At 39.4% G+C, this 19,185-nt stretch carries 17 protein-coding genes and 1 pseudogene; 3 read left to right on the top strand and 15 right to left on the bottom strand.

The annotated features are described in order from the left end of the window. Positions 1–17: 17 nt before the first annotated feature. The 6 genes from carB to pyrR form a co-directional block, all read right to left on the bottom strand. Positions 18–3,230 (bottom strand): carbamoyl-phosphate synthase large subunit, encoded by a 3,213-nt coding sequence (carB, locus tag OC533_RS13745; RefSeq protein ID WP_003767460.1) that lies wholly within the window; start codon positions 3,228–3,230, stop codon positions 18–20. After that, on the bottom strand, positions 3,223–4,314 hold the full coding sequence (locus OC533_RS13740) for a carbamoyl phosphate synthase small subunit (protein ID WP_003762963.1): 1,092 nt from the start codon (positions 4,312–4,314) through the stop codon (positions 3,223–3,225). Before OC533_RS13740 ends, carB begins: the two co-directional genes overlap by 8 nt. After that, positions 4,311–5,591 (bottom strand): dihydroorotase, encoded by a 1,281-nt coding sequence (locus OC533_RS13735; RefSeq protein ID WP_194323725.1) that lies wholly within the window; start codon positions 5,589–5,591, stop codon positions 4,311–4,313. The genes OC533_RS13740 and OC533_RS13735 overlap by 4 nt, the downstream gene beginning before the upstream one ends. Further along, positions 5,579–6,490, bottom strand: a complete 912-nt coding sequence (locus OC533_RS13730; RefSeq protein ID WP_185311793.1) for an aspartate carbamoyltransferase catalytic subunit — start codon at positions 6,488–6,490, stop codon at positions 5,579–5,581. Before OC533_RS13730 ends, OC533_RS13735 begins: the two co-directional genes overlap by 13 nt. 78 nt (positions 6,491–6,568) lie before the next feature. Beyond that, complete coding sequence (locus OC533_RS13725; protein WP_045553313.1) at positions 6,569–7,855, bottom strand: solute carrier family 23 protein; 1,287 nt, start codon at positions 7,853–7,855, stop codon at positions 6,569–6,571. Positions 7,856–7,983: 128 nt separating this feature from the next. Further along, positions 7,984–8,535: a bifunctional pyr operon transcriptional regulator/uracil phosphoribosyltransferase PyrR gene (pyrR, locus tag OC533_RS13720; RefSeq protein WP_003762971.1), complete on the bottom strand. Its 552-nt coding sequence runs from the start codon at positions 8,533–8,535 to the stop codon at positions 7,984–7,986. 231 nt (positions 8,536–8,766) lie between these two features. On the opposite strand from pyrR, the pseudogene OC533_RS13715 reads away from it, so the two are divergent. Further along, positions 8,767–8,992: pseudogene (locus tag OC533_RS13715) on the top strand (hypothetical protein). Positions 8,993–9,086: 94 nt separating this feature from the next. After that, positions 9,087–9,911: an STAS domain-containing protein gene (locus tag OC533_RS13710; protein ID WP_070753669.1), complete on the top strand. Its 825-nt coding sequence runs from the start codon at positions 9,087–9,089 to the stop codon at positions 9,909–9,911. Positions 9,912–9,928: 17 nt separating this feature from the next. On the opposite strand, the gene OC533_RS13705 is transcribed toward OC533_RS13710, so the two are convergent. The 3 genes from OC533_RS13705 to OC533_RS13695 all read right to left on the bottom strand — a co-directional run bounded on the left by OC533_RS13705 (position 9,929) and on the right by OC533_RS13695 (position 12,666). Continuing rightward, positions 9,929–10,837, bottom strand: a complete 909-nt coding sequence (locus OC533_RS13705) for an RluA family pseudouridine synthase (RefSeq protein ID WP_185505128.1) — start codon at positions 10,835–10,837, stop codon at positions 9,929–9,931. Further along, positions 10,837–11,301, bottom strand: a complete 465-nt coding sequence (gene lspA / locus OC533_RS13700; protein ID WP_003729506.1) for a signal peptidase II — start codon at positions 11,299–11,301, stop codon at positions 10,837–10,839. Before lspA ends, OC533_RS13705 begins: the two co-directional genes overlap by 1 nt. 81 nt (positions 11,302–11,382) lie before the next feature. Continuing rightward, the gene (locus OC533_RS13695) at positions 11,383–12,666 is read right to left on the bottom strand and encodes an NCS2 family permease (protein WP_003769323.1); all 1,284 of its coding nucleotides are present in this window, start codon (positions 12,664–12,666) and stop codon (positions 11,383–11,385) included. Between the two features lie 173 nt (positions 12,667–12,839). Here OC533_RS13695 and OC533_RS13690 point away from each other — a divergent pair, with 173 nt between their 5' ends. After that, positions 12,840–14,210, top strand: coding sequence for an MATE family efflux transporter (locus OC533_RS13690; protein ID WP_003762981.1), 1,371 nt, complete (start codon positions 12,840–12,842; stop codon positions 14,208–14,210). 13 nt (positions 14,211–14,223) lie between these two features. Here OC533_RS13690 and OC533_RS13685 read toward each other — a convergent pair whose 3' ends face one another. The 6 genes from OC533_RS13685 to copZ all read right to left on the bottom strand — a co-directional run bounded on the left by OC533_RS13685 (position 14,224) and on the right by copZ (position 19,184). Beyond that, positions 14,224–15,156: a metal ABC transporter substrate-binding protein gene (locus OC533_RS13685; RefSeq protein WP_010991682.1), complete on the bottom strand. Its 933-nt coding sequence runs from the start codon at positions 15,154–15,156 to the stop codon at positions 14,224–14,226. Continuing rightward, a complete protein-coding gene (locus tag OC533_RS13680) occupies positions 15,153–15,995 on the bottom strand; it encodes a metal ABC transporter permease (protein WP_003767474.1) in 843 nt (280 codons plus the stop codon). The genes OC533_RS13685 and OC533_RS13680 overlap by 4 nt, the downstream gene beginning before the upstream one ends. Before the next feature lie 2 nt (positions 15,996–15,997). Next, positions 15,998–16,720, bottom strand: coding sequence for a metal ABC transporter ATP-binding protein (locus OC533_RS13675; protein ID WP_003762987.1), 723 nt, complete (start codon positions 16,718–16,720; stop codon positions 15,998–16,000). Positions 16,721–16,874: 154 nt separating this feature from the next. Beyond that, positions 16,875–17,297 carry a MarR family winged helix-turn-helix transcriptional regulator gene (locus tag OC533_RS13670; protein ID WP_003769328.1) on the bottom strand — a complete coding sequence of 141 codons (423 nt, stop codon included), beginning with the start codon at positions 17,295–17,297 and terminating at the stop codon, positions 16,875–16,877. 37 nt (positions 17,298–17,334) lie between these two features. After that, positions 17,335–18,825 (bottom strand): S41 family peptidase, encoded by a 1,491-nt coding sequence (locus tag OC533_RS13665; RefSeq protein WP_003762989.1) that lies wholly within the window; start codon positions 18,823–18,825, stop codon positions 17,335–17,337. Between the two features lie 152 nt (positions 18,826–18,977). Further along, a complete protein-coding gene (copZ, locus tag OC533_RS13660) occupies positions 18,978–19,184 on the bottom strand; it encodes a copper chaperone CopZ (protein WP_003762991.1) in 207 nt (68 codons plus the stop codon). Between the last annotated feature and the right edge of the window lies 1 nt (position 19,185).

Genomic DNA, 19,185 nt, shown 5'->3' with positions numbered 1-19,185 from the left:
CACCCCGTTTCTTCTATTTATACGCGTGCTTTAGGTTGCTTAACTTCACTGGCATTCATTGATTCTAGTTCGAAGGAGCGTGATTCAAGTACACGCAAGATTGCTTCTGCTGTATCAAGCGACGTACAAACTGGAATGCCATTTTCGACAGATTCACGACGAATTTGGAAACCATCACGTTCTGGACGTTTACCTGTAGTTAAAGTGTTCACTACGAGCGTTACTTGGCCGTTTCGAATGTAATCAATTAATGTTTCTTGATTTTCACCAATTTTTTTCACTTGTGAAACTGGGATTTCTGCTTCTTCTAGTGTGCTCGCTGTTCCTTTTGTCGCCATGATAGTGAAACCAATGCGATTAAATCTCTTAGCTAGTTCAACTGCTTCTTCTTTATCACGGTCAGCAACTGTTAGAAGTACTGTCCCATAATCATGCATCGTAGTTCCACTTGCTACAAAGCCTTTATAGAGCGCTTTTTCAAGCGTAACGTCTTTCCCCATAACTTCCCCGGTTGATTTCATTTCAGGTCCAAGTGATGTATCAACGCTACGCAATTTCGCGAAGGAGAACACGGGTACTTTCACAAAAATTTCTTGTTTTTCTGGTGCAAGTCCCGGTGTGTAACCAAGGTCAATCAAGTTTTCTCCTAAAATAACTCTTGTTGCCACATTCGCCATTGGGATTTCCGTGATTTTACTTAAAAATGGTGCTGTCCGGCTTGAGCGAGGGTTTACTTCGATAACGAAAACTTCTTCACCGTCAACAACATACTGGATGTTAAGCATACCGATAATGTTTAAGCCGGTTGCAAGTCTGGTGGTATAATCTACAATTGTATTTTTCACCTGTTCGCTTAAACGTTGTGCTGGATATACGGCAATCGAGTCACCAGAATGGACACCGGCACGTTCAATGTGTTCCATGATTCCAGGGATTAATACATTTTCGCCGTCGCTGATTGCGTCGACTTCTACTTCTTGACCGCTAACATAACGATCGACTAACACAGGATGTTTCGGATTAACTTTTACTGCATTTGTCATATAATGTTTTAACGCTTCTTCAGATTCTACAATTTCCATTGCCCGTCCACCAAGTACATAAGATGGTCGCACTAAGACTGGGTAGCCAATATCCGTTGCTACTTTGATTGCTTCTTCTACGGAAGTGGCTGTTTTTCCAGCTGGTTGTGGGATTTGTAAGATTTCTAATGCTTTTTCAAAAGCGTCGCGGTTTTCTGCACGGTCGGTATCTTCTAAGCTTGTACCAAGAATTTTAACGCCTCGTTTCGCAAGACCATCTGCTAAGTTAATGGCAGTTTGTCCACCGAATTGTACGACAACGCCAAGTGGTTGTTCGATTTCGATTACATGCATAACATCTTCTAAAGTAAGTGGTTCAAAGTACAGTTTGTCCGATATACTAAAGTCGGTAGAGACTGTTTCCGGGTTATTGTTGATGATAATCGCCTCGTAACCGGCTTGTTGAATTGCCCATACGGAATGTACTGTTGCGTAGTCAAATTCTACCCCTTGCCCAATTCGAATCGGACCAGAGCCAAGCACAATTACGCTTTCTTTACTTGAGCGTATCGACTCATTTTCATCTTCATAGGTGCTATAGAAGTATGGCGTAGTGGACTCAAATTCGGCCGCACATGTATCCACCATTTTATATACTGGGAAAAGATTTTGCGCTTTTCGTAAGTCGTATATTGCTTGTTCGTCGATATTCCAGCAAGTGGCGATAAACGCGTCAGAAAAACCTGCTCGTTTCGCTTCTGCTAAAATTTCTTCGTTTTGCGGGTTTTCTTTCAAGCGATTTTCTAGTTCGATCGTTTTACTTAATTTGTATAGGAAGAATAAATCTATTTTTGTTTTCGCGTGTAGTTGTTCAATTGTTTGACCGCGGCGTAATGCTGCTGCTAAGAAGAATAAGCGATCATCTTCTGGGAAACAAATTTTGCGTTCTAATGTTTCCGCGTCAGCATTTTCAGCTTCTTCTAGTAATAAATGGTCAGCACCGATTTCAAGGGAACGTACTGCTTTTAGAAGGGCTTCTTCCCATGAACGACCGATTGCCATAACTTCCCCAGTTGCTTTCATTTGTGTGCCAAGGCGACGATCCGCTTGTTCGAACTTATCAAAAGCAAACCGTGGGATTTTCGCAACAACATAATCTAGCGTTGGTTCAAAATGTGCGTATGTTGTTCCTGTTACTGGATTTCTAACTTCATCTAGTGTTAAGCCAACTGCGATTTTCGCTGCTAGTTTTGCAATCGGGTAACCAGTTGCTTTCGAGGCAAGTGCGGATGAACGACTCACACGCGGGTTTACTTCGATTACATAGTAGTTGTAACTATCCGGATCAAGTGCTAGCTGAACATTACAGCCACCTTCAATTTCCAGTGCGCGGATAATCTTTAATGAAACATCGCGCAACAGTTGGTATTCGCGGTCGGAAAGAGTTTGACTTGGTGCAACTACAATCGAATCGCCTGTATGTATGCCAACTGGGTCAATATTTTCCATGTTACAAACAACCATCGCGTTATTGTTCGCATCACGCATTACTTCATATTCTACTTCTTTAAATCCAGCGATACTTTTTTCTAGTAAGCACTGAGTTACTGGGCTTAATTTTAATCCGCTAGTTACTGTCTCAATTAATTCTTGTTCATTATGGCATATCCCGCCGCCAGAACCACCTAACGTATAAGCCGGGCGAACGATAACCGGGTAGCCAATTCGTTCTACAAAAGTATATGCTTCGTCTAAATTGTGGATAATATCGCTTTCTGGTACTGGTTCACCTAATTCATTCATCAAATCACGGAAAGCTTCCCGGTCTTCCGCTTTTTTTATCGCTGTCAAATCGGTTCCAAGTACTTCCACATTACATTCATCCAAAATTCCCGCAGCTGAAAGTTCCATCGCCATGTTTAACCCCGTTTGTCCTCCAAGCGTAGGTAAAATGGCATCCGGACGTTCTTTACGAATGATGCGCGATACAAAATCAAGTGTAATTGGCTCAATGTATACTTTGTCAGCCATTTCTGCGTCTGTCATAATCGTCGCTGGATTCGAGTTCACTAATACTACCCGATAACCTTCTTCTTTTAAGCTTAAGCAAGCTTGAGTTCCCGCATAGTCAAACTCCGCTGCTTGTCCAATAACAATCGGGCCAGAGCCGATTACAAGAATTGTTTTTATATCGTCACGTTTAGGCATGTAATTCACCCTCCTCTTTCACATTCATCATTTCCATAAATTCGTCAAACAAGTAGTTAACGTCACTTGGACCTGGGTTTGCTTCTGGATGATATTGTACGGTATAAGCTTGGTATTCCTTATGTGCAAGGCCTTCCACTGTTTCATCGTTTAATTCAATGTGCGTTACTTTTAAATCAGTGCCGATAAGTGATTCCTTCTCTACCGCATAACCGTGATTTTGCGCAGTGAAGTCAACGCGGCCAGTTGCTAATTCTTTTACTGGATGATTCGCGCCACGATGACCGAACTTCAATTTGAACGTATCTGCTCCGTTCGCTAGTGCAAATAGTTGGTGCCCTAAGCAGATTCCAAACAATGGCAGTTTACCTTGAATACCACGAATCATTTCTAGTGCTTCAGGTACGTCTTTCGGGTCACCAGGTCCGTTTGATAACATCACGCCATCTGGATGCATGGCAAGGATTTCTTCAGCAGTTGTATTATAAGGAACAACCGTCACATAACAATTACGTTTATTCAGTTCTCTTAAAATCGAACTTTTCACACCATAATCCACAAGCACAACTCGTTTACCGTCGCCAGGACTTGCAAAAGCTTTAGCCGAAGATACTTCATGTACTTGGTCAACTGGTAAGCGTACAGAACGAAGATGGTGTAGCAATTCTTCTTTGTCTGCTGTTGCTGCTGATAAAATTCCTTTTAGTGTACCTTCTTTACGAATTAATTTCGTTAATTTACGTGTATCAATTCCCGCGATTCCAGGAATACCTTTTTCTTTTAAAAATTCGTTTAAAGTAATTTGGTTGCGCCAGTTGGATGGATATTCTGCAGCTTCACGCACAACGACTCCTTTAACAGCTGGATTAATGGATTCAAAATCATCGCGGTTTACGCCGTAGTTTCCAACAAGTGGATACGTAAAAGTGATAATTTGCCCATAATATGAAGGGTCTGTGATTGTTTCTTGGTAGCCAGTCATTCCCGTATTAAAAACAACTTCACCGATTGTTTCTTTTTCACTACCAATTGCATCACCGATAAAGTAATTGCCATCTTCTAGCATTAAAATTCGCTTTGTCATTTGATTTCCCCCTCATTGTATACAAGTTCTCCTTCTGCAAACGTTGCTACCGACCAGCCGATGCACGTTTCTCCAACAAATGGTGTATTTTTTCCTTTTGAGTAAAAAGTAGCTGGATCAATAGTTGCTTCTTTTTCTAAATCAAGTACGACAATATCTGCTACTGCGCCTTCTTCTAGTTTTCCGTATGGGAGTTTAAAGCACTCTGCTGGCTTCACTGTCATCCAGTCGATTAATTGTTTTAGTGTCCATTCGTTCGTTTTGACAAAATGGGTGTATAGCAGTGGGAAAGCCGTTTCTAAACCAACAATACCGAATGCGGCTTGCTCCATTGGGACATTTTTTTCTTCCGCTGCGTGTGGTGCGTGGTCAGTTGCGATAAAATCAATCGTTCCATCTAGTAATCCTTCTAAAAGTGCTGCGCGATCTTCTTTGCTGCGAAGTGGTGGATTCATTTTCCAGTTGCCGTCATTTCCCGGAATGTCCTCTTCGTCGAGTATCAAGTGATGTGGCGAAACTTCTGCTGTGACACGGATACCCGCTCGTTTTGCATCACGTACCACTCGAACAGATTCTTTAGTCGAAATATGGCAAACATGATAGTGACAGCCGGCTGCTTCTGCGAGTAAAACATCACGCGCGATTTGAACCGATTCTGCAATGTTTGGAATGCCTTTAAGTCCTTCTTTTTCTGCAAAAATCCCGTCATGGACCACTCCGCCGTAAATTAGCGAGTTGTCTTCACAGTGAGCAACGATTGCCATATCTAGTGCTGCTGCTCGTTTCATTGCCTCATACATTGTTCCGGCTAGCTGTACGCCCACGCCATCATCTGTAAAAGCAAATGCTCCAGCTTCTTTTAAAGCTTCAAAATCTACTAGCTCGTCCGTTCCAAGACTCGTTGTAATGGATGCGTATGGTAACACTCGAACTTCTGCTGTTTCTTTAATTTTTGCTTGTAAACTGTTCATTACTTCTTTGGAATCTGGAACAGGTTTTGTATTAGGCATCGAACAAATCGTGGTATAACCTCCGCGTGCTGCTGCTTTTGTTCCTGTCAAAATGGTTTCTTTATGTTCTCCGCCTGGTTCGCGAAGATGTACGTGAACATCGATAAAGCCTGGTGCGATTAGTTTTCCAGTTGCATCAAATTCTTCGCCACTTGTTACTTCAATCGAATCTGCAATCAAGTTGACTTTGCCGTTTTGAATAAGTACATCTTTGTTCTCTAGTTCGCCTGATTCATTTAACACTTGACCATTTTTTAATACGTACATACTTTCGCCCTCATTTCCTGTTCTTTTAAAATTGATTCCAAAATTGCCATTCTTATAAAAACGCCATTTGTCATTTGCGTAACAATGCGTGATTTTTCGCTTTCAACTAAGCTATCAGCAATTTCAACGTCGCGGTTCACGGGGCTTGGGTGCATGATGATTGCATCCTGTTTTAATTTCGCTGCCCGTTCAACAGTAAGTCCAAATTTTTCGTGATAACTTGCTTTTGTGAATTGTTCTGTTCCACTATGTCGCTCATGTTGTACACGCAACAGCATCATCACATCGACTTTTTCAACAATCTCATCGACGGGTAAGTAAGTGCCGTATTCTAAGTAGCTTTCATCAAACCATTCTCTCGGTCCGGAGAAAAACAACTTCGCCCCAAGTCTTTTTAATACTTTCATATTTGAGTTCGCTACCCTGCTGTGCCTTATATCGCCAGCAATCGCTACTTTTAAATCTTGAAAAGTCCCAAATTGTTCTTTTATCGTGAATAAGTCTAGTAGTGATTGACTCGGATGTTCCCCGCAGCCATCTCCGCCGTTTACGATAGCAATATTTAATTTATCAAGTCCGGCATAGTAGTTTTCTTCAGAATGTCTGATAACTGCTACATTTACTCCAACAGCTTCCATAGTTAACAGTGTGTCGTAAAGCGTTTCGCCCTTTGTCATGCTAGAAGTTGCTGCGTCAAAGGACACAACCTCTACTCCTAACTTTTTCTCTGCTACTTCAAAACTCGTATGCGTTCTAGTACTTGGTTCAAAAAACATATTTACTGCAAAAGCTTGTTCTTTCAAAGTTGCTTTTTTTCCGTGCTTAAACTGTGCCGCCTGCTCTAATAAATGCTCGATTTCATGGACGGTTAATGCTTCCATTGACAACAAATTTTTCATTCAAAGCGCCACCTTTTCTCATTCATTTTATACAAAAACCTCTGTGAAATTTTGTCTGCAGAGGTTTTTTGTGGTGTGTTATGCTGATTTGTGCTCGGCTGGTAAGACTAAGTTTAAGATAATCCCAATGACTGCTGCGAGTGCCATACCAGATAGTTCGAACGTTCCAGCTTTAATGAACAAGCCGCCAATTCCTACTACTAGTACAACAGAAGCGATAATCATATTACGATTGACACTTAAATCAATTTTGTTTTCAATCATCATTCGAAGTCCACTTGTCGCAATAACCCCAAAGAGTAGCAGGGAAATTCCGCCTAGAACTGCTGTTGGAACCGAGGTGATAACTGCATTAATGTAGCCGATAAATCCGAAGAGGATAGCGAAAACTGCCGCGCCTCCTATAACAAACACGCTATATACTTTTGTAATTGCTAGAACACCAATGTTTTCACCGTATGTTGTTACAGGTGGTCCACCGATTAACGATGCGATAATCGAAGCCGTACCATCCGCAAGCAAGGAACGATGAAGCCCTGGGTCTTTAAAAAAGTTTTTATTTGTAATTCGATTAAGTAGTAATTGATGCCCCATATGTTCTGCCATCGTAACAAACGCTAGTGGCGCCATACTAAGGATGACTGTAACAGTAATAACTGGGTCGATATTTACAAATGGAATACTGAAATCTGGTACTTGGAAAAACGAGGCATTTTTGATTAACGTGTAATCTACCATGCCGAAAGCCATACTTGTTAAGTAACCTACTGTGAAGCCAAACAAAATCGGAATCAAGCCCATAAATCCTTTGAAAAACATCATGGCGATTATGGTTGCAAGGAGCGTGATTATTGCTACAGCTAAAGTTTCTAAACTATATTTACCATTGTTCGTTCCCATCGCCATCGCAGCCGCACTTGGAGCTAGCGACAAACCGATAACCATAATAACTGGTCCAACAACAATTGGCGGTAATACTTTTTGAATCCAATCAACACCCGCGTAATAAACAATCAAAGAAACAATTGCATAAACTACTCCGACTGAGAAAGTTCCGACCATAACTGCGCCCGGCCCTCCGCCTGATTTTGCTGCAAGTAATGCTGTAATTGGTGCAATAAAGGTAAAGGAAGAACCTAGATATGCGGGTATTTTCCCGCGAGTAATTCCTAGATAAGCAAGTGTCCCGAGCCCGCTAGATACAAGCGCCACTCCCGGACTTAACCCTGTCACACTTGGCACAAAGATAGTAGAGCCAAACATGGTGAAAAGGTGCTGGATGCTAAGAATAATCCATTTATTAAAGCTTGGTTTTTCGTGTATATCTAGTACTGGTTTTGTCACTGTTTCTGTCGTTTCTGTCATTTTCTTCCCTCTTTCTTCATAAAAAATACCCCTTGCCTCGGTCGACAAAGAGTATAGAATAATCCCCTATAGAAATTAATCACTCTTTGTCAGCCTCACAGGACTGCTTTTAAAAAAGTGTTACATTGTTATTCATTTTTGTTGATAATAACCGCATCTTCTGAATGATCCACATCGGTCAAGCGCACTTCTACTCGCTCGTTACCTGAAGTTGGAATATTTTTCCCTACGTAGTCTGCTCTGATTGGAAGCTCTCTATGACCCCGATCAGCCAGCACTGCAAGGTGAATTTGCGCAGGTCTGCCTACATCCATTAAGGCGTCCATTGCGGCACGCACAGTTCGACCTGTATAAAGCACATCATCTACAAGAACGACTTTTTTTCCATTAATATCAAATGGAATGTTCGTCCCATGTACAGCGGGTTCGCGCGTTTTATCATCTTTGAAAGATAGATCATCGCGATAAAGCGTAATGTCAATATCCCCGACTGGCACGTCAATACCTTCAATTTCAAGTATCCGCTTATGCAAACGCTCCGCAAGATAAATACCACGAGTCTTAATACCGACAAGCGCTAAATTCTTTGTCCCTTTGTTTCGTTCGATGATTTCGTAACTAACCCGGGTAAGCGCGCGTTTGATTGCCGCCTCGTCCATGACAACTACTTGTTTTTGCATCCGAAATCTCTCCTTTTGTGCAAAAAAATAACCCTCTGCCAGTGTAAGCAAGGGAACGCGTACGAGTATACAAATAACCCGTCAAATTATCGTCACCTTCTTAGCCTCTCTGGACTATGTTAAAGGACTTTATTTCATTAGATTCATCTTACCTGAAAGAACTCTCCCTGTCAATCAAAAAAATATAAAACATGTTATACTGTTTATAATAAAATAAAGGAGGCCAAAGTTATGGCTACATCTAAAGCGAAAAAGAAACGCCAAAAACTAGTGCGCGAAGGTCGTTTAAATCCAGAAATCAAACGAAGTCCCTTTGCACTAATTGATCTAAGCTCCAAGCAAACAAAAACTAAAAAAGGATATCTTTATAGTAGGAAAAAGAAGAATCACCAAGAAGATGATTCTTTTTTTTGCGGTTTTTTTTAAGTTTTCACATTTTATACATAAAACGGTTTAAAATAATGGGCTCACTCTAGAAATTATTCCTCTTTTTTTATGCTTTATGCTATGCTTTAATAGCTAAAAAAACATCTACTTAAGAGGTGAATAGAATGAGCATTATGAATAGTTTATTACAACAGAAAGAAACCGTCGTTAAAGGTTGGCTTACGTATTATGTATCTGTGGATGATCCATATGTTTTTGCCTTAAAAGATGACCACCGCCTAATGGACGAAACCGGTTTTGTCTTGGAAAATTTATTTATTGGTATGACCGAAGACCTTGCAAAAATGAATACATTCGCTCGTGAATTAGGAAAGGCACAATTTATTACATCACTTGGCATTTCACGCATTTTATTTCATATTCGTTTGCTAGAAGAATTTTTACTAGATTATGCCTCGGAAATAAATGCAGAATGTAATAATTACCGCGAGTTATATCTTTTTAGCATCAAACTCCACCAAGTATTTAGTAGTTTCACGCAACATCTAATAGAAGGATACACACTCGCTACAGAACAATTAGTCCAACAAAAAGAAAACCAAATCATCAAAAGTTCAACAAAACTAATTTGGCTTGCTGAAAAAGTATTTCTTTTGCCACTTATAGGAAAAATAACGGATGAACGGGCAAAACAAATTACCGAAACGGCTCTTTTTGAAACTTGCGAACAACCCGTAAACTACTTGATTATTGACTTATCTGGCGTACAATTTGATTCAGCTAATATTGGCGAATATATCGAGCAATTCTTCTCTTCACTCAAACTTGTCGGAGTGACACCAATCATTACTGGAATGCAGCCGGAAACCGCCAAAATAATGGTACAAGCCGACTTGACCGAGCAAAAAGGCATTAAAACATTTGCTACTTTACGTCAAGCAACTAAATCACTTATCAAAGAAAAAGAAGCAAGAAACGCCATTAAATAGGCATTCTTGCTTCTTTTTTAGTTTTCTTGTCGTAATGATTTAAGCGCTTGTTCAAAAGAATCTGGTAGTGGTGCTTCAAAGGTCATTCGTTCGTTTGTCGTCGGATGATCAAATCCTAGTTTGGCCGCATGAAGGAATTGTCCATTACCTTTTATTGTATTTTTTGGTCCGTATTTTGGATCACCAGCTAGCGGATGACCAATATATTTAAGGTGGACACGAATTTGGTGTGTCCGCCCCGTGTCAAGCTTACAGTTAATAAGAGTATAACCAGGCAAACGCTCAATTACTTCAAAATGAGTCCGGGCTTCTTTGCCGTCACGAACAATAGCCATTTTTTGACGGTCTTCTTTTGCTCGACCAATTGGCGCTTCAATCGTTCCTTTTTGATGGACAATATCACCATGGACGAGTGCGATATATTCTCGATCAGATGTTTTATCTTTTAATTGTTTGGCTAGTGATTCATGCGCATGGTCGTTTTTCGCAACCATAAGCAATCCTGATGTATCTTTATCGATTCGGTGAACAATCCCTGGACGAATTTTGCCATTTATACCAGACAAATCATCACAATGAAATAATAAAGCATTTACAAGCGTTCCACTCGCATGACCAGCTGATGGATGAACAACCATTCCTTCAGGTTTATTTACAACGAGCATATCTTTGTCTTCAAAATAAATATCAAGTGGAATATCTTCGGCTAAAATTTCCAGTTCTTCAGGTTCACGAGCTTCATAACGAATTTCGTCTCCTACTTGAACTTTATAATTCGGCTTCGCAAGTTCTCCGTTTACCGTTATATCGCCGTTTTTTAGCATAAGTTGTATCGCTGAACGACTTTTTCCCATCATTTCAGCAATCACTTTATCCACACGTTCCCGGGCGTGACTCTCTTCTATAATCAATGTTTCATTCTGCATTATTTAATTCCTTTCGTTTTGCGGTCGTCTACAAAAACATACACGAGCATTAGTACGACACCAACTGAAAGCGCGGCATCTGCCACATTAAAGATTGGGAAGTAATAATTTCCCCACACTGTTTGTACAAAATCTACCACTTCCTGATGCAAGATCCGGTCGATAAAATTACCAATCGCACCACCTAGAATAAACGCTAAACTAATGGAAAATAGTCGCTTTCCTTTGGCATATTTTTGCATAATATAAATTATAATTCCAATAACGATTACAGTAATAAGATAGAAAAACCACATATGCCCTTCTAAAATACTCCAAGCTGCTCCGTCATTACGATAGCTTGTCCAGTATAAAAATCCAGGAATAACTTCTATTTTCTGTCCAATTTCCATGTTTTGAACAACAATCCATTTAGTCAATTGGTCTAGCGCAATCACGGCTAGGGTGATTAGATAATAATACATTTTTCGAACCCTCTTTTCACATCAGATAGATAAAAAGTACGCGCTCCCCTTTAAACTTAAGAAGAGCGCATTGCTTCTTTGTTATTGTATGATAAATTGAAGCAAAAATAAAGCTGCAATCACATACATGACTGGTGAAGTACGTTCTTCGTTCTTCGTAAAAGCGCGAAGAATTGGATACGCGATAAAACCAGCCGCAATTCCGTCTGCAATACTATACGTCAGCGGGATTAACACAATAATCAGTAGTGCTGAAAAAGTTTCTGCCGGATTGGATAAATCCATTTCTTTAAATTCTTGCAGCATCGACATCCCAATTACAACTAAAATGGGCGCGATTGCACTGTTCGGAATAAAAGATAATACCGGCATTAAGAAAAGGGATGCGATAAAGAACAGACCAGTCGTAATTGTTGCTAAACCGGTTTTTGCTCCACTCGCAAACATCGAGCCACTTTCAAGCGCAGAGATGGTTGGGCTTGTACCAAATAAGCCAGATAAAAAGGCAGTTAGGGAGCTCGCTTTTAAAACGCGTGGTAATTTTTCGGTTTGTTTTAGTTGTCTTACTTGACCATTTGTAAGACCAACCGTTTCAAACACAATGACCATTGTCATCGTAAAGACGGCACTCCAAAAACTAACGCTCGCCATTCCAGAAAAATCAGCTTTAAAGAGAACATCACTCCACGGCGCAACACTAATCGAAGCGCCATCAGCTTTCCCGGTTACACCAAACATTACTCCAACAAGTGTTCCGATAATTAAACTCCATAAGAAAGTGCCTGGAATTTTTCGGATAACTAAAATCATCGTTAGTAAAAGTGTAACTAGTGTTGCTAAGACGAATGGATCGCTTAAATCTCCAACTGCAATAATGGCATGTTTCCCACTTGTTACGATTCCGCCTTTTTCAAGCCCTAGGAAGATTAAGAATATACCTAACCCAACCGTAATTGCTTGTTTTAAAATGAGCGGGATAGCTTTATTTAGTTTTCCTGCAAGTGGTGTGAACGCAAGAATCATAAATAATAAGCCACTCATCGTAACAGCAGCAAGTGCAACCTGCCAACTTAGTCCCATTCCTTGAACAAGGGTATACGCAAACAGCGCATTAATCCCCATTCCTGGCATTAGAATAAGTGGTGCATTTGCCCAAAACCCCATAATCAAACAACCTAACGCCGAAATAAAAATCGTCGCAAGGACTGCTCCTTGATAAGGAACTCCAGCCTCAGCTAAAATCGAGCTATTGACGACAATAATATACGCCACTGTAAAAAAGCCAATCATACCAGCTAAAAATTCAGTCCGGATATTGGTTTTATGCTCGTTCAGCCGAAATACTTTGTTGAAAAATTTCTGCATACTTTTTCCTCATTATGAAATTGTCCCTCTCCCAACCCGCAGAGTATTGCCCCTGCCACAGAACTTTATTATAACAAAGATAGTACATATACGAAAGGAAAAGTTTTTTGTTACGCCGCCAGATTGCCTTATTTATGCTATAATCTTTAAGGATGTAAAAAGGAGATGATTACTTGCAACAAACAGTCACATACGGAGCTAAATGGAAACAATTTTTAACGATATTCACACCGATTGTCATTACGCAACTTACGCTTTTTTCTATGACATTTTTTGACACCACGATGAGCGGAAATTATTCGAATCAGGCACTGGCTGGTGTAGCGATTGGTAGCTCGTTTTGGGCTCCAGTGAATGCAGCCTTTTCTGGATTATTAATGGCAATTACACCAATCATTGCCCAGTTAATTGGAGCGAAGAAAGAAAAACAAGTCAAAAACACCGTGCATAATGGTTTATATATTGCTTTATTTTTAGCTTTTATTTTAATTCTTATTAATTTTTTAGTCGTTCCAACTATTTTGACGCATATGCCTGTCACCGCAGAAGTTGCGCATATCGCTCGCCACTTCCTAAATGGGATATGTATTGGAATTCCAGCTTTTTTTATTTCAGCGATTTTACGTTCTTTCATCGATTCGCTTGGTTTGACCAGAGTCACCATGTTAATTACGCTTTGTACAGTTCCTTTTAATATCTTTTTAAATTACTGCTTTATTTTTGGGAATTTTGGCTTTCCAGAAATGGGAGGTGCTGGTAGTGGTTATGCGACGGGGATTACGTACTGGCTTGTTGTGTTAGTTAGCGTTATTTTGATTCAAACACAAACGAGATTACGTAAATTTGGTATTTTTAAAGGCCTTACTGCCCTTCGTTTTTCCAAAGTAAAAGAAATTATTGGGATTGGGGTTCCAAATGGTTTAACGATTTTATTTGAAACGAGTATTTTCTCGGCGGTTACGATTTTAATGGGTGCTTTTGGGACAGAAACGATTGCAGCTCATCAATCAGCCAATAGTGTTTGTACCTTGCTTTATGCGTTTCCTCTTAGTGTCGCTTCCACGCTGACAATTCTTGGTGGTTACGAAACAGGCGCAAAACGGTTAAAAGATGCCAAACAATATCGCCATATTGGTATGACGGCAGCGATTCTAATTGGCTGCATTAATGGAGCGATACTGTTTTTCTTCCGTGATATTATTGCTGGCTTCTACACGAATGACGCAGAATTAAGTGATTTAATTATGCATTTCTTAGTCTATGCGATATTATTTCAATTTGCAGATGCTGTTTTATCACCTGTTCTTGGGGCGCTTCGGGGTTATAAAGATGTTGCAATCACCTCGATTATCGCCTTTATCTCCTATTGGTTAATTGGACTCCCAGTAGGTTACGGCTTATCATTTACAAATTTAGGACCATTTGGTTACTGGATAGGATTAAGTACTGGCTTGTTTGTCGCCGCGTTTATTTTATCCATTCGGGTTCGTAAAACGGAACGTAAGCTTTCTTTAAATGCAAAAAACGCAGAGATTTCGAGTTAATCTCTGCGTTTTTTTATTTAGCTAAACCATCATGAATTTTATCAAGGTTATAGCGCATCATTTCTAAATAAGTGTCGCCTTCTTCGCCTTTTTTCGCAGTAGAATCCGTGAAAATTTTAGCGAAAATTGGTACGCCGGTTTCTTTAGATACACTTTCCATACTGCGCGGATCCACGCTCGTTTCGACAAATAAGTTAGGTACTCGCTCTTTTTCAACGATACTAATAATTTGTTTCATTTGGTCAGGTGTGCCTTGACTTTCCGTGTTGATTTCCCAAATGTACGCAGCTTTTAAACCATAGCGAGCAGCAAAATATTTAAATGCCCCTTCACTTGTCACTAATGTTTTTTGATTTTCTGGTAGATCCGCAAATTTTTGTTTTGCCTCTTTATCCAGTGTTGCTAGTTTATCGATATATTTTTTGGCGTTTTCTTTATAAAAATTAGCATTGTCTGGATCAGCCTTCACAAGGGCATCGCGTACATTTTCCGTATAAATAATACCATTATGAAGATCTAACCAGGCATGTGGGTCTGTTTCAGAAGTCTTTCCTTTTTCTGTTAAATATTTTGGTTTTACCCCTTTACTTAACTCGACTACTTGGTCTTTGTCATCTCTTGATTTATCAGCTGTTTCGAGCATTCGGTCAAACCAACCATTCCCAGTTTCTAAGTTTAAGCCATTGTAAAAAATTAAATCTGCATCTGCTGCACTTTGAATGTTATCTGGCAAAGGATCATATTCATGCGGGTCAACGCCAACCGGTACGATGCTATGGAGTTCAATTTTATCCCCACCGACATTTTTTACAATATCCGCTAAAATGGAGTAGGTAGCCACCACATTTAATTTGTCCCCTGTTTTTTTCGTGTCGCTATTTTGGCTTGAACACCCCGCCAGTACTAGTACTAAAGCGAAAAGCGTCCCAACTATAACTTTTTTCATTCGATAACCTCCTTCTTTTTAGAAAACAATAATCCTTGTTTTGGTGCGAATAAAAAGGCAATAAAGAAAATAATTGTTGCAACTAATACCATTGCCGCACCTGATGCTAAGTTGAAAATATAACTGAAATAAAGCCCAATAATTGCACTCACTGCGCCAAATGTGGAAGCGAGCATAATCATTTTAGATAATTTATTTGTGAGAAGATACGCTGTTGCAGCTGGTGTAATTAACATTGCCACTACTAAGATAATTCCAACTGTTTGTAAGGCCGAAACCGTCACAAGTGTCAGCAGTAGCATTAAGAAGTAGTGTAAGAACCGCACATTTAAACCGTATGCTTCTGCCATCACTGGATCAAATGAGCTTACTAGAAATTCTTTATAAAATATTGCGACTAGCGAAATAACCAGTATCGCGATTATAATTGTCATCCACATATCCGAACTCCGCACCGCAAGCACATTTCCGAATAAGATATGGTACAAATCGGTACTACTCTTGGCAAATGAAATTAAAATAATCCCGAGCGCGAAAAATGCACTAAATACGATGCCGATTGCTGTATCATTTTTAATCCGACTTTTTTGATTAACAAAGCCGATGCCAAGTGCTGCTGCAATGCCGAATGTTGCTGCACCTATGAAGAAGTTCATCCCCATCATATAAGAAATTGCTACACCAGGTAACACCGCATGAGAGATCGCATCACCCATTAACGACATTCCTCGCAAAATGATAAAACTACCAATTACACCTGATACAATACCAACTGTCACGGAAGTAATAAGCGCTTTTTGTAAAAAACCATATTGCATTAATCCTTCTAAAAACAGCATCTCTACACCCCCGCCGCAAATGCTACCGGTGCGTCACCATAAGCAAATTGAATTTTTTCTTCTGTAAATGTTTGTTCTACCGGACCGTGTGCCACTAATTTTTTATTGAGTAAAATAATGTCATCAAAGTAAGCAGCTACTTTATGAAAATCATGGTGGACGACTACGATAGTTTTTCCGTTATCTCTTAGCTTTTTTAACAATTTCATAATAAGCGCTTCGCTAGTCATATCAATGCCAGCAAATGGTTCATCTAAAAAGAAGATTTCCGCATGTTGCGCTAAGGCACGAGCAATAAACACACGCTGCAATTGACCACCTGACAGTTCGCCGATTTGTCTTTTACTAAATGCCGTCATCTCCACTTGTTCTAAAGCATCAAATGCCAACTGTTTTTCTTTTTTACCAGGGCGTTTTATTAATCCCAGGGCCGGATAAGTACCAAGAAGTACCATATCAAAAACAGTGATTGGAAAAGTTAAATCTACTTCACTACGCTGCGGGACATAAGCGATTTTCTTTCTCCAATAAGTGAGAGGCTTATTATCTAATGTTACTTGGCCTTTTTCACGTGGAACTAATCCCATCATTCCTTTTAATAAGGTTGATTTGCCAGCACCATTGGGACCGACAATCCCAGTTAATTTCCCTGTTGCTATTTGAAGAGTGACATCATCAATCGCCACTTTTTGTTTATATGCTATCGTTAAACCTTGAATGTTCATTTCTACCACCCTTTTCCCATAAGACTATTTTTTATACTTAACTAAAAATGTTTCCTTAATGCAACTTTAATCCAAAGTATAACGAACAATTATTTTTTTGTAAAGTAAAATGTCTAAAAAAAATCCTGTAGTTTTATTAACTACAGGATTTTTACTATTTATTTGATTGTGAGCCATCTGCTAATTTTTTTAGTAATTTGCGGAATTCCGCTTGTTCGTACTCGGAAAAAACAGCAAAACGTTTAACAATCATTTCTTTTTTCTTTTTATCAATTTCTTTGACAAATTCCTCGGCATTAGATGTTAATTTTAATTCGATAATACGGCGGTCTACTTCAGAACGATGACGAGTAATTAATTTCTCTTCGACTAAAGTATCTGTAATGGCTGTGATGTGACTGGCTGAAACATCAAGCGTTTTAGCTAAATCAGATGTTTTCGTTAATCCGCTAGAAATAAGACTCAAGACACGGTATTCGCTACCGCTTAGTCTTTTGTCAAGAACGGCTTCTACCTCATGACGAAAACTATTAAAAATTCGCTTAATCAATGTTTCAATTTCTAAGTATGTTTCCATTTTTTGCTACCTCCAGTTTTTCAAAAAAGTTATGCGATTACTTCACCAAGGCTTTTGCTTTTTGTAGTTGTGGATCTGTTTCTTTTAGATGTTTTTGCGTTAGTTCAACTAATTTATCCGTTGTCACGCCGGTCATAATTCCCGTAACATCTAAATTATTTGCTGCTTGAAATCTTTGTACTGCATATTCTGTATCTATATCGTATAAGCCATCTACTTTTCCAACGTTGTAGTCTAGCGCTTTTAGCAATGTTTCGATTGTTTTCACATCATCACCAAAATCGCCATTTTTGTAGACTTTTGTGGAGGAAGGAATAGTCATGGTTGCGTAACTTGGCATGTTCACAACCACATCTGGCGTAATACCTTTTTCATGAATCCATTCGCTGTTTGGTGTTAACCATTTTGCGACTGTTAATTTAAGTGTGGAGTCATCGGATAAAGTGGTCGCTGTTTGCACAGTACCTTTACCAAACGATTTATTTCCTACAAGTTTAATACCGCCAGATTCTTTCGCTGCTGCTGCCAGAATTTCTGATGCACTTGCACTCCCACCATCTATAAGCATTGTTGTTGGTACTTTAACTTTATAATCACCATGTGAGCTGCTATCGGCTTTAATGGCGGATTTATCGCCATCTTTTCCTTGTTCTTGAACGACAATTTTGCCATCAGGAACGAATAAACTAGAAATAGAGACTGCTTGATCGAGTAACCCACCTGGATTTCCTCGTAAATCAATCACAAGTCCTTTCATACCATCTTTTTCCAAAGCTTTTAATGCTTTTTCAAGCTCATCATAGGTATTTTCAGAGAAGGTACTAATAGTTACGTGGGCGATTTTGTCATTACCCATTTCTTTATAGACCGTTTCGATTGGAATTTCGTCACGTGTAATAGTTACGTCAAACGGTTTATCTTCATTTGAGCGTTGGATAGTTAAAGTGACATCCGTTCCTTTTTCACCACGGATTTTCTTAGTTGCTTCTGTCGCTGTATCGCCTTTGACAGATTTGCCATCAACTTGTGTAATAATATCTTGAGGGCGCAAACCAGCTTTTTCAGCCGGGGAGTTTTTAATTGGAGAGACAACTACGATAGCTCCATCTTTTTCTTGAATTTCAGCGCCAATTCCTTCAAAACTAGAAGAAATTGTGTCATTAAATTCCGCCGATTCTTTTTTCGACATAAAAGTGGAATACGGATCATCTAAGGAATTTACCATACCTGTGATTGCTCCATCTATCATGTTAGTGGATTTCGTGTCTTTATAGTATTTCTCAGAGATTTCATCATAGACATCATAGAGCTTTGTGAATTCTTTTCGCTCTGGGATGCTGACTTTCACTTGCTTATCATCCCCTAAAGACATGACGATTGTTGTTACTAATGCGGTAACAAATACAAAAGCAAATAAAAGCATTATAAATGGGAATAATTTCATTTTTATATAACCATTGCCAGGTTTTGTTTTTTCTTCTTCGGGTTTCTCCACTTTTTCTTCTTTGTTTTGTGGGGATTGTTCCATCTTTCTTCACCACTTTCTATGTAAAATGTAACTAATAATAGTACATTTTATTTAACTCATTTATTTTACCAGTTTTCCAAACATTTTGGTATCTTTTTTTCATGACAAAGAAAAAAGAGGGATTCACTCAGGAATCCCTCTCGCTTCTGAACTTAAGCTACTTCATATCCTGCTTCTTCTACAGCATCAATTAAAGCATCTTCAGTTACTTGACCTTTTTCGAATTCAACCGTTGCTGTTCCTTCATCCAAAGAAACTACAGCGCTTTTTACACCACTTACTTCTGATAAAGCTTTGGTGACGCGAGCCTCGCAGTGTCCACAAGTCATACCTTCTACAGTTAATGTTAATTTTTCCATT

Source organism: Listeria sp. Marseille-Q6474 (assembly GCF_946902005.1).
GTDB classification, from domain to species: domain Bacteria; phylum Bacillota; class Bacilli; order Lactobacillales; family Listeriaceae; genus Listeria; species Listeria innocua.
Note: the sequence above shows the minus strand (reverse complement) of the source record. Positions and strands in the feature narration are given on the sequence as shown.